The following is a 21,035-nucleotide window of genomic DNA, read 5'->3' on the forward strand; positions in this document are numbered from 1 at the left end:
CGCGCCCGGCTGGACGCCCTGCTCGTCCGCCGCCCCGGCGCCCGGGTCCGGTCCGGTCAGCGCGAACGCCGCGGTGGGCAGCGCGGCCAGCGCCGTGCCCGCGGCGGCGCCGGCGGCGGTGCGGCCGAGCGCTCGCAGTCCTCGTGATCCACTCAACCCACGTAATCCACGCGATCCACGCGCTCCACACACCATGCCGGTCTCCTGTCGCTGTCGGTGCGGTTCAGCGCCGCGGGCGGGGCCGCGGGCCGTGCTCCTGGACGGGCGGGGTCTGGTCCGCGCCGGGCAGCGCGGGCGGCGGGAGGGACGTGACGCCGGTGACCGCGTCGGCGAGGGGCCCCTTGGTGCCCGGCAGCCGCGGGAACGCCTCGCCGCCGGGGCGCCCGCCGAAGTCGAACGCCGAGGTCAGGTCGCCGAACGCGGCGCGGCGCCAGTCGCTGATGTTCGGGATCCCGACGCCGGTGACCCGCTCCAGGAACCGCAGCGGGGAGGTGTGGTCGAACGGCTCGCTCGCGATCCAGCCGCCGCGCGTCCACGGCGACACGATGACGCACGGGACGCGGAACCCGGCGCCGATCGGCACGCCGTCGACGAACTCGCCGTCGGTGCCGGGCGGCGGGACCGGCGGCGGGACGTGGTCGAACAGCCCGTCGTTCTCGTCGTAGTTCAGGATGAAGACGGTCTTGGCCCACACGTCCGGGTTGGACGCGATCGCGTCGATCTTCGCGGCGACGTAGTCGGCGCCCGCGGCGGGCGTGTAGTCGGGGTGCTCGGACTGGTAGCTGGTCGGGATGATCCACGACACCGCCGGCAGCCGGTCGTGCGCGGCGTCGTACTCGAACTGGCCCGCCGAGTACGTCCGCATGCCGTTCTTGTAGAGCGGGGAGCTCGTCGGGGCGTCCTGGTAGGCGGCGAACGGCTCGAGGATGTTGCAGCCGTAGTTGTCGGCCTCCTGGTACACCTTCCAGCTCACGCCCGCGTCGGTCAGCGCCTCAGGGTAGGTGTCCCAGGTGTAGGGCTCGGGGTCGACGTTGCCGGTGATGGGGCCGCCGTCGTCGCCGTCCGGGTCGATGCTCGCGCTCATCAGGTACAGCCGGTTCGGCCAGGTCGGGCCGAGCACGGAGCAGTGGTAGCGGTCGCAGACGGTGAACTGCTCGGCCAGCGCGTAGTGGAACGGGATGTCCTCGCGCGTGTAGTAGCCCATGACGTAGGGCGCGTTGTCCCCGTCGGCGGCGCGGTGCGCGGCGAGCCAGCCGTCCATCCTCCCGTTGTTCCAGGCGGCGTGCTGGACGCTCCACGCGTGGCTGGTGGACGGGATGGCCTGCGCGCTGCTCCTGGTGGTGTCGAGGTGGAACGGCAGGACGTAGCCGGCCTCGTTGACGTCGTCGGGCTGGTAGAACACCGGCCGGCCGGTGCTCAGCGTGATCGCGGCGGGGTCGGAGAACCCGGCGACGCCGGGCAGCGTCCCGAAGTAGTGGTCGAAGCTGCGGTTCTCCTGCATGAGGATCACCACGTGCTTCACGTCCTTCAGGCTCCCCCGGCGACGCGCCGGCGGGGCGGCCAGCGCGCGGCGCACGTTCGGCGGGAGGAACTCGGCGGCGAACGCCGCGGCGGTCGCGGCGCCCGCCGCCGACAGCAGCCGCCGCCGCGTCAGCGGCGCCCCCGGGCGCTGTCCCCGCCGCTCACCACTCAAGATCACTTCGCGAGCGTAACCCGGCCGACCTGGGCGTCCGCGGATCCGCGCGGCGCTCGGCGAGCCGGGCCGGGGCGCGCCCGGAACGCACACCGGGCCGGGGCGCGCGTCCCCCGGCCCGGCGGCCCGCGGCTCAGCGGGCGTAGACCTCCAGGGTCCACGTGCCGTCCGGCTTCACGCCCTTCATCGCCTTCGCCAGCGCGGCGTCGTCGGTGCCGCCCACCTTCGGCACTTCGGCCGGCAGCACGGCGACATCGACGGCGTCCGTCCCTCCTGGGACATCGGTGTCCCAGACGACGCCCTTCGACTCGGCGGCCTCGCATTCGACGACCTTCGCGCGCCCGGCGATCCGGACCACGGCGTGCGCCGCGCCGTCCGCGCACGTCACCCGCAGCCGCAGCGCCGTGACCCGCTCGTGGAGCGGCACCGTGCGGGCGCGGCCGTCGGCGGTGCCCGTCGCCCGGCCCAGGCTCGCCAGCCCCGTCAGGGGCGGCTGCGGGGCGGGTGCCAGACGCCGCATCAGCTTGCAGTTGGCGGACGTGCAAGGCCCGCTGTAGACGCGGACGCTCCAGTTCCCCCGCCTCGGCTCGCGGCCCGCCAGGTACCGGTCGAGCGCGGCGGGGTCGTCCGTCATGTCGAATCGCCGCGCCTCGTCCGCCGGAAGGACCGCGATCTGGACGGTGGTGGGGACACCGGGGGTGGTGAGCATGAACTGCGCTCCGCCGCAGTCGGCGTTCGCCAGGTCTCCGTTCATCACTTCGAAGCTGGTGGCGCCGTTCGAGCAGTAGGTGGTGAACATCGTGTACGGCCCGGTCGGGGTGAACGTGATGCGCGCGAGTCGCCCGTACCAGGAGAACCGCCGCTCCGTCACCGGCTTCAGGCCCTGGACCGAACGGCTCTTGGGAAAGGCCCGGTCGACGGCGCCCGTGATCGCCGACCCCCGCTGCTCCGGGTCCGCCGAGCCGCCGGGGCCGAACCGCTGGACGGCCCCGAACGCCGTCCCCGCCACCAGCACCACGCCGAGGGCCGCGGCGGCGGCGCGCAGCCGGTTGCCGCGCCGGACGCGGCGGCGGACGCCGTCCAGCAGGTCCGGCGACGGGACGCCGCGGGCGCTCTCGGCCTCCATGACCGCGGTCAGGTCCTTCAGGTCGTGGGCCATGGTCACTCCCCTCCCCTTGGCGCGGCGGCCAGCACGCCGGGATCGATCCGGAGCTTGGCGAGCGCCTTGCTGGTCTGGCTCTTCACGGTCCCGACCGAGCAGCCGAGGATCGCGGCGACCTGCGGCTCGGACAGGTCCTCGAAGTAGCGCAGCACCACCGTCGCGCGCTGGCGCTGCGGAAGCCGGCCGAGGGCGGCCCACAGCACGGCCTTGTCCTCGGCGGCGCCGATGCCGTCGGCCGGGTCCGGGCCGTCCGGCGGCCGCTCGGTGGGCCGCTCGCCGCGCCAGCGCCGCTTCGCCCACGACGCGTGCGTGTTGACGAGGATCCGGTACACGTACGGGTCGGGGTTGTCCCCGACCCGCCGCCACGCCCGCCACGCCTTGACCAGCGCCGTCTGCAGCAGGTCCTCCGCCAGCGCCCAGTCGCGGCACAGCAGGTAGGCCGTTCTGAGCAGCCGCGGCGACCGCTCCGTCACGTACGCCGCGTAGTCCGGTCGCTCCCGCATCCGACCTCCCAGTAGATCGTCCGCCGACATCTACCGGCCGGGCGGCCGCAATGGTTGCCCGCGCGGCGCGGCTATTTCCCGCTCTTGGCCCGCGCCTTGGCCTTCCCGCTCTTCTTCTTCGGCGCGGTGGTCTCCGCGGCCGCCTTCTTGCCCTTCTTCGGGGCCTTCTGCGGGGCCTTCTCCGGCGCCTTCTTGCTGGCGGCCTTCTTGCCCTTCTTGGGCTTCTTCGGCCGGGCGGGCGCGTCCTCGACCGCGGGGGCCGCCTCGGCGGGCGCGGCCTCCACAGCGACCTCGGCCGGGGCCGCGACCTCGGCGGGGGCGGCGCTCTGCGCGACGCGGTTGCGGAACGTCTGCCCGAACCGGAACGTCGGGACGAGCGCGGCGGGCACCTCGACGGGCGCCCCGGTGCGCGGGTTGCGGGCGCTGCGCGCCGGGCGGGAGGACCGGTCGAACGCCCCGAACCCGGTGACGACGACCCGTTCCCCGGCGGACACCGCCTCCATGACCGCCTCGAACAGGGCGTCGACGTGCCGGCGCGCGACCGCCTCGTCGCCGCCCGCCCGGTCCGCCACGGCCTTGACCAACTCGCTGCGATTCATGCGCCCTGCCTCCATTGCGGCGTTTCGTGCGCTCAGGCTAGCCCAGCGTGACCGCCGAATTCCCTGGATACGGCCGGATTTCCGGATCCGGCGGCGGCCGGACGCGGCGCGGCGTCACGGTTGGTAGCGGCACCCCCGTGCCCGGGGTCCGGCGAGCGGGCGGCCCGCCGCGCCCGGGTCCGGCCAGACCCGCCGCGCACGGCGCCGGCGGCGGTAGGCTCGCGTCACCGAGCCGGTGACGAGGCGTGAGGGAACCGTCCATTGAGCGTGATCAACGTCGGCCAGTCCATCGCCCTCGGCGTCGTCGAGGGCCTCACCGAGTTCCTGCCGGTGTCCTCGACCGGGCACCTGAAGATCGTCGAGGGGCTGATGGACGTCCCGGTGGACGACAAGGGCGTCGTCGGGTTCACCGCCGTCATCCAGGTCGGCGCCATCGCCGCCGTGCTGGTCTACTTCTTCTCCGACATCGTCCGGATCGTCGGGGCGTGGTTCAAGGGCCTGGCGAACAAGGAGGAGCGGTACCACCACGACTACAAGTTCGCGTGGTGGGTCATCTTCGCCACCGTCCCCGTCGTCGTCGTCGGGGTCGCCGCCAAGCCGCTCATCGAGGGGCCGCTCGCCTCGCTGTGGGTGGTGGCCGGCTCGCTGATCGTCGGCAGCGTCGTGATGTGGCTCGCCGACCGGTACGGCCGCAACAAGCGCGGCGAGGACGACACCGGCTTCCGTGACGCGATGCTCGTCGGCTCCTCGCAGATCCTCGCGCTGCTGTTCCCCGGCTTCTCCCGGTCCGGCGCGACGATCTCGACGGGCCTGCTGCTCAACCTCGACCGGCTCGCCGCCACCCGGCTGTCGTTCTTCATGGGCATCCCCGCGCTGACCGGCGCCGGCCTGTACGAGCTGCCCGGCGCCCTCGGGTCCGGCGAGAGCGCGCTGCCGCTGGCGATCGGCACCGCGGTGTCGTTCGTGGTCGCCTACGCCTCGATCGCCTGGCTGCTGCGGTTCGTCGCGCGGCACACCTTCACCGCGTTCGTGGTGTACCGGGTCGCCGTCGGCCTGCTGCTCTTCGCGCTGCTCGGCGCCGGAACGCTCAACGGCTGACGCCGGAGCCCCGACGGGCGTCCCCGGCGAGCGGTCACCGAAGCGGCGGGGTGCCCGATCGTCCGGCGGGGCCATGGGGCAGACTGGCACGGTCCGCACGGCCGGTCCGCGGACCGCGCCCGACCGTGTCCACATCCGCATACGGAGCGTTGCGCACCCATGACTGACCAGATGCAGGCCGGCACCGTCGCGATCACCGGCCATGAGGGCGCCGAGCTCGAGGCGTACCTGGCCCGCCCGCTCGGCGACCGGCCGCGCGGCGGCGTGGTCGTGATCCACCACCTGCCCGGCTACGACGAGGGCACCAAGCAGATCACCCGCACGTTCGCCGCGCGCGGGTACGCCGCGATCTGCCCGAACCTGTACTCGCGGGAGGGCAAGGGCGTCAGCCCCGACGACCAGGCCGCCGCCGCCCGCGCCAAGGGCGGCGTCCCGGACGAGCAGCTCGTCGGGGACGTCGCCGGCGCCGCCGCGTACCTCAACTCGCTGGAGGGCGCCAACGGGAGGATCGGCGTGATCGGGTACTGCTCGGGCGGGCGGCAGGCGTTCCTCGCCGCGGTGTCGCTGGACATCGACGCGGCCGTCGACTGCTACGGCGCGTTCGTGGTGAAGGAGCCGCCGGCGGAGTTCCCGCTGAAGGCGGGGCCGCTGATCGACAGGGCGGGCGACCTGTCCTGCCCGCTGCTCGGGCTGTTCGGCGAGGACGACCAGTTCCCCGCGCCGGACGAGGTCGCCGAGCTGGACGCGGAGCTGACGAGGCTCGGCAAGGAGCACGAGTTCCACAGCTACCCGGGCGCCGGGCACGCGTTCTTCTCCGTCGAGCGGACCGCCTACCGTCCCGAGGCGGCCGTCGACGGCTGGAAGCGCATTTTCGACTTCTACGGCCGGCACCTCGCGTCCTGAAGGGAGACCCCCGCATGTGCACCTACCAGACCCACAAGGTCGCGCTGGCCGGAGCCGCCAAGGGCGCGTCCGGCTGGTTCACGCTGACGGACGGGGCGGTCTACGTCGACCACCCGTTCCACTCGACGCACGAGCACACGCTGAACATCGACTTCACCAACCCGTCCGAGGGGCCGTCCGCGCGGGTCGCCGTGGAGCTGACCGAGGAGGCGGCGCTCGCGCTCGTCGAGGCGATCCAGCGGGCCCTCGCGTCGGCGCCGCCCGGGATGGCCTCCGCCGCCGGACCGCGCGGCGCCTGAGCCCGCGCGTCCCCCGCGAGGGGGACCCCCGGCGGATCAATTCAGATTAAACCAGTAGGAATAGTTGCATAGAGGGCGCCCGCCGTGTTCTCATACCGGCATGCGCCTCCGGCCCCGCCTCGTCCGCCGCCGCCACGTGGACCTGCTCCGCGTGGCCGCCGCGCGCTGTCCGGCCTGACGACCCGCCCGCGGCCCCCGCCCCGCGGAGCCCGCCCGTCCCGTCCCCCAGGTCCGGCGCCCTGCACCAGGGCACGAGCCGGCCGCTCGCCCGAGGAACACACGTTTCCCATGCTCACAAAACCCCTGCCCGGAGAACCCCTGCCCGGACGGCCGCCGCGCGCGAGAGCGCGGCTCGTCCGGATCGCCGCGGCCGCGGCCGCCCTCGCGATCGCCGCCGCCGGGTGCGGGACGTCCGCGCGCGGCGCCACCGGCACCATCAAGATCGGCTACTTCCAGGGCGCCGTCGCCGGCCCCGAGGCGGTGGTCGCGGCGCGCAAGGACCTGGCGGACAAGGTCCCCGGGAAGATCGAGCTGCGCCCGATCGACAGCGGCGTCGCCGGCATGGCCCAGCTGCGCGCCGGCGCCTTCCCCTTCGTCGCCGGCGTCGGCAACCCCCCGTTCACCGGCGCCTTCACCAGCGGAACCGACGTCACGGCCGTGTACGTGGAGGGCATCGACGCCTCCGGCCTGGCCGTCGACGACAAGATCAAGGCGCCCGGCGACCTGCGCAAGGTCGGCGTGCTCGTCGGCTCCACGCTGGACTTCCAGCTGCGCGGCTGGCTGAAGTCGCAGGGCCTCACGGACCGCGTGCAGATCGCCAGCTTCGCCAGCGAGGCCGCCGAGGCCGCCGCCTGGAAGGCGGGCAAGATCGACGCCGTCTACATCAGCCAGTCGTTCCTGCTCGAGCTGGAGAAGCACAAGGCGCGCGTGCTGGTGCGCTCCACCGACATCGCCAGGCTCGGCTACGCGGCCGTCAACATGCTGGCGGTCTCCACCCCGTACGCGCGGCAGCACCGCGACGTGGTGCAGGCCCTCGTCTGCCAGATGTCCAAGGCCGAGGCGCTCGTGAAGGGGCCGCAGGCCGACGAGTACATCGCCCCCGCGGCCAAGTTCGTCGGGGTCACGCCCGCGGACGCGATCGCCGCGACCAAGACCTACCCGTACATCCCCGCCGCCGAGGAGGGCGCCTGGCTCAAGGGCCCCGACGGGACGGCCGCGACGGGCAAGCTCGCCCAGAACTTCAAGCTGACCGCGGAGTTCCTCGTCACGCAGGGCCGCGCGAAGAGCGTCCCAGACCAGGCCCAGATCGCGCGGCACATCGATCCGTCCTTCTGGGACAAGGCCCAGTCCGGAGGCTGCAAGTGAGCGCCATCGAGACCCGAACAGCGACCGCGGAGCCCGCCGTCGACGAGCCCGCGGGGGTGCGGCTGCGGGACGTCCGCAAGACGTTCAGCCGGCGGCGCCGCCCCGGCCGCCCCGCGCTCGACGGGGTGACCCTCGACGTCCGGCCGGGCGAGTTCCTGTGCCTGCTCGGCCCGTCCGGCTGCGGGAAGTCGACGCTGCTGAACATCGTCGCCGGGTTCACCGAAGCGGACTCCGGCGAGGTGCTGGTCGGCGGCCGGCCGGTCACCGGGCCCGGCCACGACCGGGGCGTGCTGTTCCAGACGCCGAACCTGTTCCCGTGGCTGACGACCTGGCAGAACGTCCTGTACGGGCCGAAGGCGCGCGGCGCGCTGACCCCGCGGGTGCGGGAGGAGGCCGAGCGGCTGCTGGAGACGGTCGGGCTCGCCGACGCCCGCGACGCCTACCCGCACGAGCTGTCCGGCGGGATGCGGCACCGCGCCGCGTTCGCGCGAGTGCTGGTCAACCGGCCGGGCGTGCTGCTGATGGACGAGCCGTTCGGCGCGCTCGACGCCATCACCCGCGCCGCCATGCAGCGGTTCCTGCTGGAGCTGTGGCAGAAGCACCGCACCACCATCGTGTTCGTCACCCACGACGTCGAGGAGGCGGCGCTGCTCGGGGACCGCGTGTGCGTGCTGTCCGCGCCGCCCGCCGGCACCAAGGACGTCATCGACATCGAGCTGCCGCGCCCCCGCGCGTACGAGGACACCGAGACGCTCGCGTTCGTGAACGCCAAGCGCCGCATCCGGGAGGTGCTGGAACGGTGACGACCACGACCGAAGCCCCGGCCGCCGCAGACGCGTCCGCCGGCGCCCCTCGCTCCTCGCGCTCGTGGCGGCGGGTCTGGACGGGCGCCGGAGCGATCGCCCTCGCCCTGGTGGTCTGGGAGATCGCCGCGCTGGTCATCGGCGACGCCGTCACGCTGCCGACCGTCACCGAGACCGCCCGCACGCTCGCGAAGTACCTCGGCAAGCCGTACCCGGAGGTGCAGGGCAAGACGCTGGTCGCGGACGCGCTGATCAGCACCGGGCGGATCCTCGCCGGGTTCCTGCTCGGCACGGCCGCCGGGCTGGCGCTCGGCGCGTCCATGGCCGGGGTCCGGGTGATCCGCGAGCTCGCCGACCCGCTCATCGCGATCATGCGGCCGCTGCCGCCGATCGCGTTCATCCCGCTGCTCGTGGTGTGGTTCGGCATCGGCGAGACCTCGAAGATCGCGCTGATCTTCTTCGGGGTGCTGCCGGTCGTGACGGTCGCGACGCTCGGCGCGCTCGACGCCGTCCCGCCCGACCTGCTGAACGCCAGCCGCAGCCTCGGCGCCTCCCAGGTGCGGACGATGCTGCACGTGCGGCTGCGCGCCGCCGTGCCCGGCGTCATCACCGGGATGCGGATCGCGATGGGCGGCGCGTGGACCGCCATCATCGCCGCCGAGATGATCGCCGCCACCGGCGGCGTCGGCTACCTCATCCTGCAGGCCGGCAACTACCTCCAGACGCCGCTGATCTTCAGCGGGATCGCCGAGATCGCCGTGCTCGGCTTCGCCTTCGACGGCCTGCTGCGGCTGCTGCTGCGGCTCGCCGACCCCACCGTCCGCCGCTAGAAAGGGCTCGCATCATGACCGAATTCCGCCGCATCGGCGGCCGCATCGGCGCCGAGTACACCGGGGCCGACCCGAACGACCTGCCCTTCGAGGAGGTCAACGACGCGCTGCTCGCGCACAAGGTGCTGGTGTTCCGCGGCGCCGGCCTCGACGACGAGGGCCAGCTCCGCTTCGCCTCCCGGTTCGGGGAGCTCACCCGGGCGCACCCGACCGTCCCGTCCGTGGACGGCCAGCCCGACATCCTCCCGGTGAACGGCGAGGAGGGCATCCGGTCCAACAACTGGCACACCGACGTCACGTTCGTCCGGACGCCGCCGAAGCTCAGCACGCTGCGCGCCCTGGTCGTCCCGCCGTACGGCGGGAACACGCTCATCGCCAACTCCGCCGCCGCCTACCGGGACCTTCCGGACCAGCTGCGGGACTTCGCCGACCGGCTGTGGGCCGTGCACACCAACGACTACGACTACGCGGTGCCGCGCAGCAACACCGAGAAGGCCCTCGAATACCGGAAGGTGTTCACCGCGCGCCGCTACCGGACCGTCCACCCGGTCGTGCGGGTGCATCCGGAGACGGGCGAGCGCGGCCTGTTCATCGGCGGGTTCGCGCAGGAGATCGTCGGGCTGTCCGGGACGGAGTCGCGCGACATCCTGCGGCTGCTGCAGCGGTACGTGACCCGCCCGGAGAACATCGTCCGGGTCGCGTGGAACCCCGGCGACCTCGTGCTGTTCGACAACCGCATCACCCAGCACTACGCCCCGGACGACTACGGCGACCTGCCGCGCGTCCTGCACCGCGTCACCGTCGCCGGCGACGCGCCCGTGGGCGTGGACGGCGAGTCGAGCCGCATCCTCGAAGGCGACGACGCCGGGCACTACACCCCGGCCGCGGCGGCCGCCGCGGCGTAGCGCACCGAGCCGGGCAGGGCCCGGCGGTCCCGGACGGGGCCGCCGGGCCCTGCCCGTTGAGGAACACGTGTCCACCCGACTACATGCTGTCACTCCAAGGCAAGGTCATTGCCTGTTGTAGTCACCCTGAAGCTGTGAGTAACTGGTTCCGGCCGACCACGCCATGATCCAGCGAGGGGAACGACGATGGACGAGTGCAGCGTTGCCCGCGGACCCGGCTGCGCGACGGACGGGCCGGCGCCGGAGGCCGAGGCCGGCTCCCCCGACGGCGCCGCGGCCGGCCGAGCGGCGGCCGAGCGGGTGAGCCGGCTGCTGTCCGGGCCGAGCGGGCTGGGCACGTCGGCGGCGCGCATCCTGGACGCCCTCCGCACCGTCCCGCCGCCGACCGACGCGCCGGCGCCCCCGCCCCTCGACGCCCCCGAGGCACCGGCCGCGCAGGAACCCGACGTCCTTGAGCCCGATCCGCCGGCGCCGGATGCGCCGGACATCGCCGAGCCCGACGCCGCCGAGCCGGGCGTCCCGGACCTGGGTGCGCACGAACCGCCCGAACCGGACGCCGCGCTCCCGGTCCTGCCGACGCCCCTGCCGAGCCCCACGCGCAAGGGCGGCCACTTCTCGCCGGGCTACGCCGAACGCCCCTGGGGCGACGGCTCGTTCCCGCCGCTGTACTGCCCGCTGACGGCCCGGATCGACGACGACCTCGCGCTCGTGGTCAACGACCGGCTCGTCGAGTGGGCCGACGAGGTGGGGATCTACGCCGACCAGCTCGACAAGTTCCGGAACACCGGGTTCGGGCGGCTCGCCGTGCTCGCCCATCCCGAGACCGACGACGTCGACCCGCTGCTGCTCGCCGCCAAGATGAACGCCGCGTGGTGGGCGTGCGACGACTACTACGCCGACGAGAGCGACCTCGGCGCCACCCCCACCGAGCTGCCGCCGCGGCTGGCGCTGGTGATGTCGGCGATGGACCCGCCGCCGGACGCGGGCAAGTACACCGTCCAGGTCGAGGGGGCCGTGGAGTCCGACCCCGTCCTGCGGGCGCTGCGCTCGGCCACCGCGCACCTGAAGCGGCACGCCGGGCCGTCGCAGGTCATGCGGATCCTCAACACCACGTTCCAGATGTACGTGAGCTGGACGGCGTACGCGGCGTGGCGGCACCTCGGCGAACTGCCCCCGGTGTGGCGGTACCTCGCGGCGCGGCAGCACGACAGCTTCTACACGTCCATGACGCTGATCGACGTCGTCGGCGGCTACCAGCTGGACGCGAACCTGTTCTATGAGCCGCGCGTACACCGCGCGGTGATGCAGGCGGGCACCGCCTCCGTCATCGTCAACGACCTGCACTCCGTCGAGCGGGAGGCCGCCGACGACCTGCCCGACTGCAACGTGGTGCTGCTGATCGCCGAGGAGGAGGGCTGCCCCCTGGAGGAGGCGGTCCGGACGGCCGTGGCGATGCACAACGACTTCGTCCGCGGGTTCGAGGACAGCCAGCGCGAGCTGGCCTCGGTCCCGTCCGCCGAGCTGCAGCGGTTCCTGCTCGGCGTGCAGAGCTGGATGGGCGGCTGCCTGGAGTGGCACGGCGCGTCCGACCGCTACAAGTGACGACCCGACACCCCGACCCGACGACCCCGACCCGACGACCCCGACCCGATGACCCGAACCCCACGAAAGGATCACCGGACATGACCGCAACCCAGGACTCCCCCGTGCTCGGCAGCCTCTACCAGCACTCGGTCGCCGAGTACTGGAACGCCGAGCGCAACCCGGTCAACCTGCGGCTCGGCGAGGTGGACGGGATCTACCACCACCACTACGGCGTCGGCCCCGTCGACTGGACGGTCCTCGACGGCCCGGCCGAGACCCGCGAGCAGCGGACCATCGCCGAGCTGCACCGGCTGGAGAGCGCCCAGGCCGACCTGCTGATGAGCCACCTCGGCCCGGTCAAGCCGTCCGACCGGCTGATGGACGCCGGGTCGGGGCGCGGCGGGTCGAGCCTGGTCGCCAACGAGCGGTTCGGCTGCCGGGTCGACGGGGTGTCGATCTCGGAGTCGCAGGTCGCGTTCGCCAACGACCAGGCGGAGCGGCGCGGCGTCGCGGACAAGGTCCGCTTCCACTTCAAGAACATGCTCGACACCGGCTTCGAGACCGGGGCGTTCCAGGCGATCTGGAACAACGAGAGCACCATGTACGTGGAGCTGGGCCTGCTGTTCGCCGAGCACGCGCGGCTGCTGAAGCGCGGCGGCCGGTACGTGACCATCACCGGCTGCTACAACGACGCCTACGGGCTGCCGTCGCGGGCGGTCAGCGAGATCAACGCGCACTACATCTGCGACATCCACCCGCGCAGCACCTACTTCCGGGAGATGGCGGCGAACCGGCTGGTCCCGGTGAGCGTCGTCGACCTCACGTCCGCGACGATCCCGTACTGGGAGCTGCGGGCGAAGTCGACGCTGGCGACCGGCATCGAGCAGGCGTTCCTGGACGCCTACAAGGGCGGCAGCTTCCAGTACCTGCTGATCGCCGCCGACCGCGTCTAGCTCTGGCGGGGGCATTCCGCGGCCCGCCGGTGGGAGCACCGGCGGGCCGCGGGTTCCTGATCGGGACGGGGGTTCCTGATCGGGAGGGGGTCGGCGGGCGTCAGCTCGCCAGGAAGGTGCGGACGGAGTTCAGCACCACCGTGTCGGTGAGGTAGGTGAGGTGGTTCTCGCAGGCCACGTAGTTGTTCGTGGCGCCGCTGAGCATGGTGCTGGTGTAGGGGTTGATGACGCCGTCGCACGGCGAGTACCAGGTGGCGTACTTGGTGTCGCCGGGCGTCTCGTCACCGGAGGCGAGCGTCTGGATGAACGACGAGCCGGGCGACATCTGCTGGCAGGTCGTGTAGATCAGGCAGGAGTAGGCCGCCGTGGTGCCGTGGTTGGCGCCGGCGAGGGAGGCCAGGTGCCTGACGTACTGCTGGCCGCCGAGCTCCTTGATGTACCACCAGCTGACGAGCCCGCCCATGGAGTGGTTGACGATGTCGACCTTGTCCGCGCCGGTCTGCGCCCGCACCTGGTTCACGTAGGAGGCCAGGCTGGCGGCGTTGGTCTTGTTGTCGCCGTAGGAGTTGTAGTTGAAGGCGAACATCTCGTTGCTGCTGTAGCCGGCCGCGGCGAACACCGCCTCCGCGGTGACCCAGTTGGACGCGTTTCCGGTGTAGCCGTGGACGAAGACCACGGGCGTGTGCCCGGCCGCGTGCGCGGGCGCGCTCACGCCGACGACGGCACCGAGCACGGTGACCGCCGCGGTCAGGAGTGTGCCGAGAATCCGGCGCATCGCTCCTCCTCGGGGGGTGGGGGTTTCGTCACCGAGTGTCGCTGCGGTCGCCGGTCACCGCATCGGCGAAATCACCGGTCTCGCTCGTCCGGTGCGTGCTCGCGCTGGAACGTCGCGTAGAGCCACCAGAGCGACGGCAGGAGCAGCAGCGCGCCGGCGCCGAGGGAGGCGAGGCTCGCGACGAGCACGGAGTCGGCGGCCGCGGCCTGGTCGAGGTCGACGCCGGGCAGCAGGTGCGGGTACTGGCCGGCGCCCCAGCCCCACAGCAGGCCGACGACGGCGAGCGCGGCGGTGGCGCGGACGGCGACGTACGCGCGCCGCCACAGCAGGACCATCGACGCGATCCCGGCCGCGATCGACACCACGAGCAGCGGCAGCCCGCGCCCGGACGTCAGCTCGGTGAACAGGCGCGGCGCGTCGGCGTGCAGGACGGCGAGGCCGCCGCCGGACAGGACGCCGACGACGGCGCCCGCGGCCAGCGCCCGCCGCCGGAACCGCTCGGACAGCTCGGGGTGCCCGCCGCGCTCGGCGTCGCGGGTGAGGTAGACGGCGGCGAGGTAGGCGGCGACGCCGACCGCCAGGGCGCCGCTGATCAGCGACGTGGGATTGACCCAGCTCGTCACGAGGTCGCCCTCCGCCAGCCCCGGCGGGACGCGGAAGGAGGCGATCGCGCCGGCGACCGTGCCGAGGAAGAACGGGGTGGCGAGCGAGGAGAACGCGAACGTGAAGCCGAACAGCCGCTGCTGCCACAGCGCCGTGCTGGCCTTGCGGAACGCGAACGCGGCGCCGCGCGCGATGATGCCGAGCGCGGCGAGCGTCAGCGGGATGTAGAGGGTGGAGCAGAGCGCCGCGAACACCGCCGGCACGCCCGTCCAGGTGACGACCAGCACGAAGATCAGCCAGACGTGGTTGGTCTCCCAGACCGGGCCGATGGAGTGCTCGATCTGGGCGCGCTGCGCGCGGCCGCGCTCGCTGCCGCCGGCGAGCAGGTCCCAGACGCCGCCGCCGAAGTCGGCGCCGGCGAACAGCACGTAGGCGCTGAGGCCGACCCACAGCACGGCGAGCAGGATCGCGGCCGCCACGGTCAGACCACCGTGAACCCGGTGACGTCCTGCTCCTGCGGCGCGATCGGCACCGGCTTGTCGCGGGCCATGCGCCGCAGCACGTACACCGACGCGGCGGTGAGGACGGTGTACACGATCCCGACCAGGACGGCGCCCCAGATCAGGCCGGGCGCCGGGTTGACGGCGTCGGCCGTGCGGAGGACCCCGTACACGATCCAGGGCTGCCGGCCGACCTCCATCGCGCGTCGCTAGGTACCCTTTAAGGGTGGAAGCTACAGAAACCGCCCAGGAGCTGGGCAAACTGCGTCTCGGGCTCTACCTCCGAGAGTCCAGGGTGGCCCACGGGTCCACTAACGAAGTCGAGAGCCAGGAAGACGAAGGCCGGGAATGGGCCGACGACCACAACTCGACTATCGCCCCGGATGCTATCTACGTCGATAACGACAAGTCGGCATCCGACTATTCAACGAAGATCCGCAGCGACTACTTCCGGCTGGTCTCGGACATAGAGGCTGGTAAGCTCGATGCGATCTGGCTGTGGTCTACCTCGCGGAGTGACCGGAAGGTCTTGAACTTCGCGGGATTCGTGGACCGCTGCCGGAAGCACTCCGTCAAGCTGGTGGTCGGTGACCGGATATTCGATCTCGACAATCCCATCGACCTCCAGGCCCTTCTCAACAGTGCGGTCAATGATGAGGTCTTCTCCGTACAACTCTCGAAGAACGTCAAGCGCGGGATGAAGAAGCAGGCCCGCAAAGGAAAGCCGCACTCGCACACGACGTACGGCTTCAAGCGCATATACGACCCGAAGACCGGCGAATACATCGAGCAAATCGCCAACGAGGACACCGCGCCAGTCGTCCGCGACATCATCCGCTCTATCGCCAAGGCCGAGGACATCAGCAAGATAAAGGCCCGGCTGGAGAAGGCGAAGACGCCCAACCCGTCCGGCCGCCAGGGCTGGGCCCGTTCGGTCATCAGGGGAATCGCGACCAACAAGGCGTACATCGGGACGCGCGTCCACCAGCCGACGAAGGTAGTCGAGCGCGAAGGCAAGAAGGTCCGGGTCAAGTTCGGGGAGCCGAAGGAATACCCCAATTCGTGGGACGCTCTGATTGATGAAGAGACGTTCTGGAAGGCGCAGAACGTTCTCAGCGACCCGAAGCGGAAGACCACCCGGCCGAGTCGCGCGCAGCACCTTCTCTCGTACAACGCGCGGTGTGAATGCGGCGAGTGGGTCAACACGAAGGACGACAAAGCGCAGCGTCGCGAAAAGGTGCGTTACTACGCCTGCGTTAAGCGCCACAGCTCCATAAAGGCGGACGACCTAGACGAGTTCGTGAAGGCGCATGTTGACGCCTATCTCTCGCGGGAAGACGTCCGGGAGTTCCTGCGGTCCCGGATGTCGGACGACGCAGCAGCCATTGAGGCGCGTACAGAAGCGGCGAAGTTCCGCGCCAAGCTCACCGAGATTCGCGACGCCCACAAGGCCGGTCGGCTGGAGCTGGACGAGTACATCGAATTCCGCGACGACCTCAAAGCCAAAATCGCCAACGCAGATGAGCGCGCGGAGCAGGCGGCCACGCCCGCGATTCTCCGGCCGGGAGCGGTGGACTGGAGCGATATCCCGGCCGCCCGGCGGATGGTCGCGGAGATCTACGACATCCGGCTACACCCCGTAGGGAAGGGACGCCGGAACGTGCCGGTTGCGGATCGGGTGACCCTCACGCCTCTCATCGGGCCGGACGCCGCTTAGTTGCAGCGAACGCAAAAAGGGAGCGACCCCAAGTTGGGGGCCGCTCCCTTTTGCTATGTAGCAAGATCGTTGGTCAAAAGCGGGCATTCAGGAAATCGGGTACGTTCCTCTCATCGCTCGGTTCCGCCTAGCGGAGCGTCGCAAGTCGAAGGCGCTCTGTAATCGACGGGATAAGCGACTACGCCACGGAGCGCATTGGGCCGTCGTGAGACGACGGTCGGGAGCTAGGCAGCGCGGGACGTCGATCCCGCCCCAGGGGCTCCCGCCTACCGCGTAGCCACCAAGCGCGACCTATCCAACCTCGGGTGTGGGTCCGGTCGTCCCGTGGCTTCTCCGGCCATCTCTGGGCGTTCTAGGGCTCCCCCGGCAGGGCATGGGAGCGGAACCTTGGGCTACAAGATCCATCCGGCGGTGGCGCGCCATTCGCGGCGTGTCTCGGCTGCCGTCCGAGAAGGCCACGAGGCCGAAGAGGAGAAGGCGCGGCGGGATCTCGCCTGGGCAAAGGTCCAGGCTGCCGCAGAAAAGGCCGTAGCGGACTACCCGCTGCCAACTCCGGAGCAGGCCGACCGAATTCTTGGCCTCCTTGGTTATGAGGCGGCGGAATGAACCTCGTCAGACGCGGTGACAGCGTAACGGTCACGTTCGTCAAGCCACTCGAAAGCGCTGGCCGGTACATCACGGAGTGCTTCGGCTGGGTGGAGGCGACGGACCTAAGCGGCGTTCGGATCGACGTCGAACAGTTCAAATTTCAGCACGGAAAGTACCAGAGCGAGTCCGGTCAAACCCTCGTGATTCCCTGGGCGAATATCCGCGCTCTCTGGCTGAACGACGACGAGTAAAAGTGCGAATCGCCCCGGCCTGGGCAACCGGGGCGATTCGAGGAGGCCGGGGACAAACGGCCAGACGATACCAAGAAGGACACTCCCACTGGGGGCGGGAATGCGAGAGGAAGCTTAGTCGATGCCCAAAAGGATCACGCGTAAGCACACCGCGACCTACGTCTACCGCGACAAGGCTGGAGAAAAGGTCGTCAAGAAGCTGCGCTATTCCGTCGTGGACTCCGCGACCGGTGAGGAGTCGAAGGACTTCCGCGTGTGGAACCGGCCCGATCCGGAGGACAAGCCGAATTACTGGGAGCCGTCCGTGGGGGCGTACGGCGGGCAGCTCCTGTACCGCCTCCCGCAATTGCTGGAGGCTAAGGCGCGCGGAGAAGACCTCTTTTGGTGCGAGGGTGAGAAGGACGCGCGGACCGCATATAAGGCGTGGGGGATCGCGACTACGACCCATCACCAGGGCGGGGCTGGTGCCCGCTTTAGCCAGGCAGAATGGTTTGCCGGCAGCAGCGGAGTGATCTGGATCGTCTTCGATCGGGACGCGACCGGAATGCAGCTAGCGGACCATCACGTCCGCCTTTTGCGGAAGTGGGATATCCCGCGTTCCCGGATCGGCCTGCTGTTCCCGGCCGTCACCGACGATCACGCCGATCTCACCGACCACATTGAGGCCGGATGGGGCCTGGACGACCTAAGAGAGCTACCGCATAAGGAGCTACGGCACATAATCGACCGGATCGGGCCGCTTCCGCGCGGACGCCATAAGTCCGGGCGCTGGGGAAGTGGGGGAACCGCCCGATGAGCGAGAAGGCCAAGCGGGATTTTGCGGAGGCTGCTACAGGGGCCGTCGCGGACGAGACTGAGGAATTGGTCGAGCAGGCCGAGAAGACAAAGAAGGGCAAGAAGGGCGGAGACCAGGACAACGAGACCCAAGCGCAAAAGCTCCTGAAGATTGCGCTGGAGCGTTACCGCTTTGGGCGCGATGAAGTGGGGAAGCCGTTCGCGGTCCCGCTCGAAGGGTCGGGAGTCGTCCGGTACTTCGACAAGGGCCAGGGCGAACTACTCAACGAGCTAGCGCGGGAGTTCTACCGTGCGCACGGCAAGCCTCCGGCTACAAACTCCCTAAACGAAGCGAGAGGCGTTCTAGCGGGCATCGCCATGGAAGTAGACCCGGAGCCCGTGGCGCTGCGCGTAGGGCGCGAATCCGGGCCGTCTAGGGGCATCGTCATCGACCTCGGGGACGCGGACGAACGGGCCGTCATCGTCCGGCCTGGCTCGTGGGAGATCGTAGACAAGTCCCCGATCCTCTTCCGCCGGACAAAGGCAACCATGCCCTTCCCGGAGCCAAGGAAAGGCGGGACCTTCGACGGAATAGGCGAATTGCTGAACGTCTCGCAACGCGACCTAGACCTACTCCTGGCCTATGTCGTCGTCTCGTTCATCCCGGAGATACAGCACGCCGTTCTCTACATCAATGGAGAGCAGGGCACCGGGAAAAGCGACCTCACCAAGATGCTCGTTACGCTGATGGACCCGACGTCCGTTCCGCTGCGGAAGAAGCCGCGCGACGATAAGGACTGGTCGAGTGCGGCGAATGCCTCGTGGGTCGTCCCGCTGGAGAACATGTCCAAGATTCCCGAATGGCTAAGCGACGACCTTTGCCGGGCCGTCTCGGGTGATGGGGTGATTGAGCGTCAGCTCTACACAAACGACGACATCGCCATTCGCGCCTTCAAGCGCGTCATCGTCCTCAACGGGATCGAAGTCCTAGGCATTCGGCCGGACCTGGCCGACCGAATGTTTATGGTGACGCTGGCGCCTATTCCGCCAGAGGAGCGGCGCAGCGAGGCAGCTATTGCCGAAGACTTCTCTGCGCTTAGAGGGTCGGTGTTTGGTGCGATTCTCGACTGTCTGGGCAATGTCCTGGAAGTTATGGAGAGCGGAAGGCATATCACCAAGAAGGCGCCCCGACTCGCGGACTTCGCACACGCCCTTCGTGCTGTCGATTTGGTCTGGGGCGACACAAAGACACTCCAGCGTTTCTGGAACCTCCAGCGGCAGCAGGCCCGGGGAATTGCTGAGGGCGACTCGCTAACGGTCGTCCTCAAGATGATCGTCGCCAGTCACAAGGGCCATTGGCGCGGAACGCCGGACCAACTACTCACCGAGGTACAAGACACGGCGACGCGCTTCGGTAAGAGCAGCGGCATACCGCAGTCGCCACACTCGCTCGGGCACGCCCTTACGCGGCTCTCTCCGCCGCTCCGGGAGGCCGGTTGGTCCGTTACCAGGCCCAGGTCTAACGGCGTCCGCTACGTCGATCTGAGAGCCCCGGAAGAGGCTCCCAAAGAAGAGGAGGGAAAGGACCGTCCCTAACGTCTCTATCGTCCCTGCGCCCCGATCTACCTGGGGCGATATAGGCCGGGAGGAGGGACGATAGGGAGGGACGATCCAGGGACGATATCGACCCTGGGAGGGACGATCCGGCGGCCGGGAGGGACGATCTCCCGGCCTATCGTCCCTGCCTCATCCGGGGCGTTAGCCGAGGTAGGAAGCAGTATGAGTAAGTGAGAGGGACGATAGGGACGATAGAGACCCTGCCTCTCTCTTTAGGGGTACGAGGAAAGGACGAGAGATGAGCGACTACCCGCGACGCGAGAAGCCAGAAGGACCGCCTAAGCCACGTACGGCTCTACCCTCTTCGGGCCGTAGCGCGTACTGGCGACCCGAGGATGAAGAGGAGGACAAGAAGCGGAAGGTCCGCATCCCTGTCGTCGTCCAGTCTGGCGGCGAACTCCATCACATAACGGGCGAGCGGATCGAATACATAACCGTGGACGAAGGCACAGCACAAGACTGGGATGATCGTGTTTGGCGTAACGGCCCGATTGGCGGCGGTGAATCCGTCTTCGACCGTTACCGCAGGCGCGGCAATCCCGCCAGTCGGTAGCCACTCCGGAGCGTTAACAGCACTCCGACCAGGCCAGATGCTGGCCGGCCACATATGACCACATCAACAGGGGTGTAGGGGCCTTCGCATCTGACCGGGGAGGGCAGAAGGACCTCCGAGGTGAGCAGCGTTGTGCCTGGCAGCGTGGCCGCAACCCAGGTACCAGCTACCGTCCGTAACAGTGAGAAGGGGGCAATTCATGCCACAAAGGCCCAAGAGCAACGATCAATTGCGGCTCATCAGCGGGAAGTCGGAGGCCGAAGCAGACCGCAGAGAACACGCCCGGAAGTCACTCGGGGGTGCGGCTCTCGACTGGGAAGAGGTCTCCGTCATCATCCCGGAGGACTCATACGCAGACGAGGAGTGGACGCGCCTTTCCGAGGTGTACGCCAATCAGCCCGACCGGTTCCGCGAAGCCGACCGGGGAATGGTGACGCTTCACTGCGTCTGGACCGGCGTCTACGCGGAATGTCTGGAGCAGATCAACGCGGAAGGTCTGTTCGTCAAGGGCATCTCAAAGCGAGACGCGCATCGGATGGTCCGGAATCCGGCGACCGCACTTCTCAACGTCGCCAGCAATCAGCTTCGCTTTCTGGCGAAAGAACTGGGCTTCTCGCCGGACGCCAGGAAGCGCGCGGGGATCATCGAGAAGCAGGAGGAGCGGAGTAGCAATGAAGACCTCCTCAGCGGATGACGTCCGGGAGGCCGTAGCGCGCCACGTCCCCGCGTCCGTTCTCGCCAACGGAAACGTGCGCATTCTCGGCAGCGCGGACGCGGACACCCGGCCGGGCTGGACGGGCCTTACGCTCCACCTCAGCCCCGCCGGGGACTGTGTATACGCAACGGGCTGGCTCCCCGAAGAGGGCGAGCACGGAGCTATGTGGTTCTCCGTCTGGAGGAATGGCGTCGAAGGGCCGCGAACTCTGTACTGGGACCCGGTGACCGGAGCCGACTACGGCT

24 protein-coding genes are annotated in these 21,035 nt (G+C 70.1%); 17 read left to right on the forward strand and 7 right to left on the reverse strand.

Features of this window, described 5'->3' with window-relative positions; translation table 11 throughout:
- Positions 1-223 precede the first annotated feature (223 nt).
- From F9B16_RS30660 to F9B16_RS30675, 4 genes are all read right to left on the reverse strand, one after another.
- Positions 224-1,699, reverse strand: coding sequence for an alkaline phosphatase family protein (locus tag F9B16_RS30660; protein WP_225992073.1), 1,476 nt, complete (start codon positions 1,697-1,699; stop codon positions 224-226).
- A gap of 127 nt (positions 1,700-1,826) precedes the next feature.
- A complete protein-coding gene (locus F9B16_RS30665; protein ID WP_151543700.1) occupies positions 1,827-2,852 on the reverse strand; it encodes a hypothetical protein in 1,026 nt (341 codons plus the stop codon).
- Positions 2,853-2,854: 2 nt separating this feature from the next.
- Complete coding sequence (locus tag F9B16_RS30670) at positions 2,855-3,358, reverse strand: SigE family RNA polymerase sigma factor (RefSeq protein WP_151543701.1); 504 nt, start codon at positions 3,356-3,358, stop codon at positions 2,855-2,857.
- Positions 3,359-3,429: 71 nt separating this feature from the next.
- Positions 3,430-3,957 (reverse strand): HU family DNA-binding protein, encoded by a 528-nt coding sequence (locus F9B16_RS30675; RefSeq protein ID WP_151543702.1) that lies wholly within the window; start codon positions 3,955-3,957, stop codon positions 3,430-3,432.
- 267 nt (positions 3,958-4,224) lie between these two features.
- Between F9B16_RS30675 and F9B16_RS30685 the strand changes: the two genes are divergently transcribed.
- From F9B16_RS30685 to F9B16_RS30725, 10 genes are all read left to right on the forward strand, one after another.
- Positions 4,225-5,055, forward strand: coding sequence for an undecaprenyl-diphosphate phosphatase (locus F9B16_RS30685; RefSeq protein ID WP_225992076.1), 831 nt, complete (start codon positions 4,225-4,227; stop codon positions 5,053-5,055).
- Positions 5,056-5,214: 159 nt separating this feature from the next.
- Complete coding sequence (locus F9B16_RS30690) at positions 5,215-5,958, forward strand: dienelactone hydrolase family protein (protein WP_151543705.1); 744 nt, start codon at positions 5,215-5,217, stop codon at positions 5,956-5,958.
- A 14-nt stretch (positions 5,959-5,972) separates the two neighbouring features.
- Positions 5,973-6,257 carry a DUF6295 family protein gene (locus F9B16_RS30695; RefSeq protein ID WP_151543706.1) on the forward strand — a complete coding sequence of 95 codons (285 nt, stop codon included), beginning with the start codon at positions 5,973-5,975 and terminating at the stop codon, positions 6,255-6,257.
- A 100-nt stretch (positions 6,258-6,357) separates the two neighbouring features.
- Positions 6,358-6,435 (forward strand): putative leader peptide, encoded by a 78-nt coding sequence (locus F9B16_RS54220; protein ID WP_360762034.1) that lies wholly within the window; start codon positions 6,358-6,360, stop codon positions 6,433-6,435.
- A gap of 110 nt (positions 6,436-6,545) precedes the next feature.
- Positions 6,546-7,622: an ABC transporter substrate-binding protein gene (locus F9B16_RS30700; protein ID WP_151543707.1), complete on the forward strand. Its 1,077-nt coding sequence runs from the start codon at positions 6,546-6,548 to the stop codon at positions 7,620-7,622.
- On the forward strand, positions 7,619-8,425 hold the full coding sequence (locus F9B16_RS30705; protein ID WP_225992074.1) for an ABC transporter ATP-binding protein: 807 nt from the start codon (positions 7,619-7,621) through the stop codon (positions 8,423-8,425). The genes F9B16_RS30700 and F9B16_RS30705 overlap by 4 nt, the downstream gene beginning before the upstream one ends.
- On the forward strand, positions 8,422-9,255 hold the full coding sequence (locus F9B16_RS30710; RefSeq protein ID WP_151543708.1) for an ABC transporter permease: 834 nt from the start codon (positions 8,422-8,424) through the stop codon (positions 9,253-9,255). The genes F9B16_RS30705 and F9B16_RS30710 overlap by 4 nt, the downstream gene beginning before the upstream one ends.
- Positions 9,256-9,269: 14 nt before the next feature.
- Positions 9,270-10,160, forward strand: coding sequence for a TauD/TfdA dioxygenase family protein (locus tag F9B16_RS30715; protein ID WP_151543709.1), 891 nt, complete (start codon positions 9,270-9,272; stop codon positions 10,158-10,160).
- Positions 10,161-10,346: 186 nt separating this feature from the next.
- Entirely contained in the window at positions 10,347-11,762 is a 1,416-nt protein-coding gene (locus F9B16_RS30720) for a family 2 encapsulin nanocompartment cargo protein terpene cyclase (RefSeq protein ID WP_225992075.1), read from the forward strand.
- 80 nt (positions 11,763-11,842) lie between these two features.
- A complete protein-coding gene (locus tag F9B16_RS30725) occupies positions 11,843-12,697 on the forward strand; it encodes a geranyl diphosphate 2-C-methyltransferase (RefSeq protein ID WP_151543710.1) in 855 nt (284 codons plus the stop codon).
- Positions 12,698-12,797: 100 nt separating this feature from the next.
- Here F9B16_RS30725 and F9B16_RS30730 read toward each other — a convergent pair whose 3' ends face one another.
- The 3 genes from F9B16_RS30730 to F9B16_RS30740 all read right to left on the reverse strand — a co-directional run bounded on the left by F9B16_RS30730 (position 12,798) and on the right by F9B16_RS30740 (position 14,775).
- Positions 12,798-13,472: an esterase/lipase family protein gene (locus F9B16_RS30730; RefSeq protein ID WP_151543711.1), complete on the reverse strand. Its 675-nt coding sequence runs from the start codon at positions 13,470-13,472 to the stop codon at positions 12,798-12,800.
- A 71-nt stretch (positions 13,473-13,543) separates the two neighbouring features.
- The gene (locus F9B16_RS30735; RefSeq protein ID WP_151543712.1) at positions 13,544-14,554 is read right to left on the reverse strand and encodes a cytochrome d ubiquinol oxidase subunit II; all 1,011 of its coding nucleotides are present in this window, start codon (positions 14,552-14,554) and stop codon (positions 13,544-13,546) included.
- A 2-nt stretch (positions 14,555-14,556) separates the two neighbouring features.
- Positions 14,557-14,775, reverse strand: a complete 219-nt coding sequence (locus F9B16_RS30740; RefSeq protein WP_151543713.1) for a cytochrome ubiquinol oxidase subunit I — start codon at positions 14,773-14,775, stop codon at positions 14,557-14,559.
- 26 nt (positions 14,776-14,801) lie between these two features.
- Between F9B16_RS30740 and F9B16_RS30745 the strand changes: the two genes are divergently transcribed.
- From F9B16_RS30745 to F9B16_RS30775, 7 genes are all read left to right on the forward strand, one after another.
- Positions 14,802-16,292 carry a recombinase family protein gene (locus tag F9B16_RS30745; protein ID WP_151543714.1) on the forward strand — a complete coding sequence of 497 codons (1,491 nt, stop codon included), beginning with the start codon at positions 14,802-14,804 and terminating at the stop codon, positions 16,290-16,292.
- A gap of 387 nt (positions 16,293-16,679) precedes the next feature.
- On the forward strand, positions 16,680-16,898 hold the full coding sequence (locus F9B16_RS30750) for a hypothetical protein (protein WP_151543715.1): 219 nt from the start codon (positions 16,680-16,682) through the stop codon (positions 16,896-16,898).
- A complete protein-coding gene (locus F9B16_RS30755; protein WP_151543716.1) occupies positions 16,895-17,131 on the forward strand; it encodes a hypothetical protein in 237 nt (78 codons plus the stop codon). The genes F9B16_RS30750 and F9B16_RS30755 overlap by 4 nt, the downstream gene beginning before the upstream one ends.
- A 121-nt stretch (positions 17,132-17,252) precedes the next feature.
- Complete coding sequence (locus F9B16_RS30760; protein WP_151543717.1) at positions 17,253-17,927, forward strand: hypothetical protein; 675 nt, start codon at positions 17,253-17,255, stop codon at positions 17,925-17,927.
- Positions 17,924-19,501: a hypothetical protein gene (locus tag F9B16_RS30765; RefSeq protein WP_151543718.1), complete on the forward strand. Its 1,578-nt coding sequence runs from the start codon at positions 17,924-17,926 to the stop codon at positions 19,499-19,501. Before F9B16_RS30760 ends, F9B16_RS30765 begins: the two co-directional genes overlap by 4 nt.
- Positions 19,502-19,760: 259 nt before the next feature.
- Complete coding sequence (locus F9B16_RS30770) at positions 19,761-20,075, forward strand: hypothetical protein (RefSeq protein WP_151543719.1); 315 nt, start codon at positions 19,761-19,763, stop codon at positions 20,073-20,075.
- A gap of 199 nt (positions 20,076-20,274) precedes the next feature.
- The gene (locus tag F9B16_RS30775) at positions 20,275-20,769 is read left to right on the forward strand and encodes a phage terminase small subunit P27 family (RefSeq protein ID WP_151543720.1); all 495 of its coding nucleotides are present in this window, start codon (positions 20,275-20,277) and stop codon (positions 20,767-20,769) included.
- The last annotated feature ends 266 nt before the right edge of the window (positions 20,770-21,035 follow it).

It is taken from the genome of Actinomadura montaniterrae, assembly GCF_008923365.1.
GTDB classification, from domain to species: Bacteria; Actinomycetota; Actinomycetes; order Streptosporangiales; family Streptosporangiaceae; genus Spirillospora; species Spirillospora montaniterrae.

What these genes read in the sequence shown, in the direction of transcription:
- F9B16_RS30760 (WP_151543717.1), top strand. Translation starts at nt 17,253, where the DNA reads ATGCCCAAAAGGATCACGCGTAAGCACACCGCGACCTACGTCTACCGC.
- F9B16_RS30715 (WP_151543709.1), top strand. Translation starts at nt 9,270, where the DNA reads ATGACCGAATTCCGCCGCATCGGCGGCCGCATCGGCGCCGAGTACACC.
- F9B16_RS30725 (WP_151543710.1), top strand. Translation starts at nt 11,843, where the DNA reads ATGACCGCAACCCAGGACTCCCCCGTGCTCGGCAGCCTCTACCAGCAC.
- F9B16_RS30730 (WP_151543711.1), bottom strand. Translation starts at nt 13,472, where the DNA reads ATGCGCCGGATTCTCGGCACACTCCTGACCGCGGCGGTCACCGTGCTC.
- F9B16_RS30740 (WP_151543713.1), bottom strand. Translation starts at nt 14,775, where the DNA reads ATGGAGGTCGGCCGGCAGCCCTGGATCGTGTACGGGGTCCTCCGCACG.
- F9B16_RS30720 (WP_225992075.1), top strand. Translation starts at nt 10,347, where the DNA reads ATGGACGAGTGCAGCGTTGCCCGCGGACCCGGCTGCGCGACGGACGGG.
- F9B16_RS30755 (WP_151543716.1), top strand. Translation starts at nt 16,895, where the DNA reads ATGAACCTCGTCAGACGCGGTGACAGCGTAACGGTCACGTTCGTCAAG.
- F9B16_RS30695 (WP_151543706.1), top strand. Translation starts at nt 5,973, where the DNA reads ATGTGCACCTACCAGACCCACAAGGTCGCGCTGGCCGGAGCCGCCAAG.
- F9B16_RS54220 (WP_360762034.1), top strand. Translation starts at nt 6,358, where the DNA reads ATGCGCCTCCGGCCCCGCCTCGTCCGCCGCCGCCACGTGGACCTGCTC.
- F9B16_RS30765 (WP_151543718.1), top strand. Translation starts at nt 17,924, where the DNA reads ATGAGCGAGAAGGCCAAGCGGGATTTTGCGGAGGCTGCTACAGGGGCC.
- F9B16_RS30665 (WP_151543700.1), bottom strand. Translation starts at nt 2,852, where the DNA reads ATGGCCCACGACCTGAAGGACCTGACCGCGGTCATGGAGGCCGAGAGC.
- F9B16_RS30675 (WP_151543702.1), bottom strand. Translation starts at nt 3,957, where the DNA reads ATGAATCGCAGCGAGTTGGTCAAGGCCGTGGCGGACCGGGCGGGCGGC.
- F9B16_RS30770 (WP_151543719.1), top strand. Translation starts at nt 19,761, where the DNA reads ATGAGCGACTACCCGCGACGCGAGAAGCCAGAAGGACCGCCTAAGCCA.
- F9B16_RS30690 (WP_151543705.1), top strand. Translation starts at nt 5,215, where the DNA reads ATGACTGACCAGATGCAGGCCGGCACCGTCGCGATCACCGGCCATGAG.
- F9B16_RS30670 (WP_151543701.1), bottom strand. Translation starts at nt 3,358, where the DNA reads ATGCGGGAGCGACCGGACTACGCGGCGTACGTGACGGAGCGGTCGCCG.
- F9B16_RS30775 (WP_151543720.1), top strand. Translation starts at nt 20,275, where the DNA reads ATGCCACAAAGGCCCAAGAGCAACGATCAATTGCGGCTCATCAGCGGG.
- F9B16_RS30700 (WP_151543707.1), top strand. Translation starts at nt 6,546, where the DNA reads ATGCTCACAAAACCCCTGCCCGGAGAACCCCTGCCCGGACGGCCGCCG.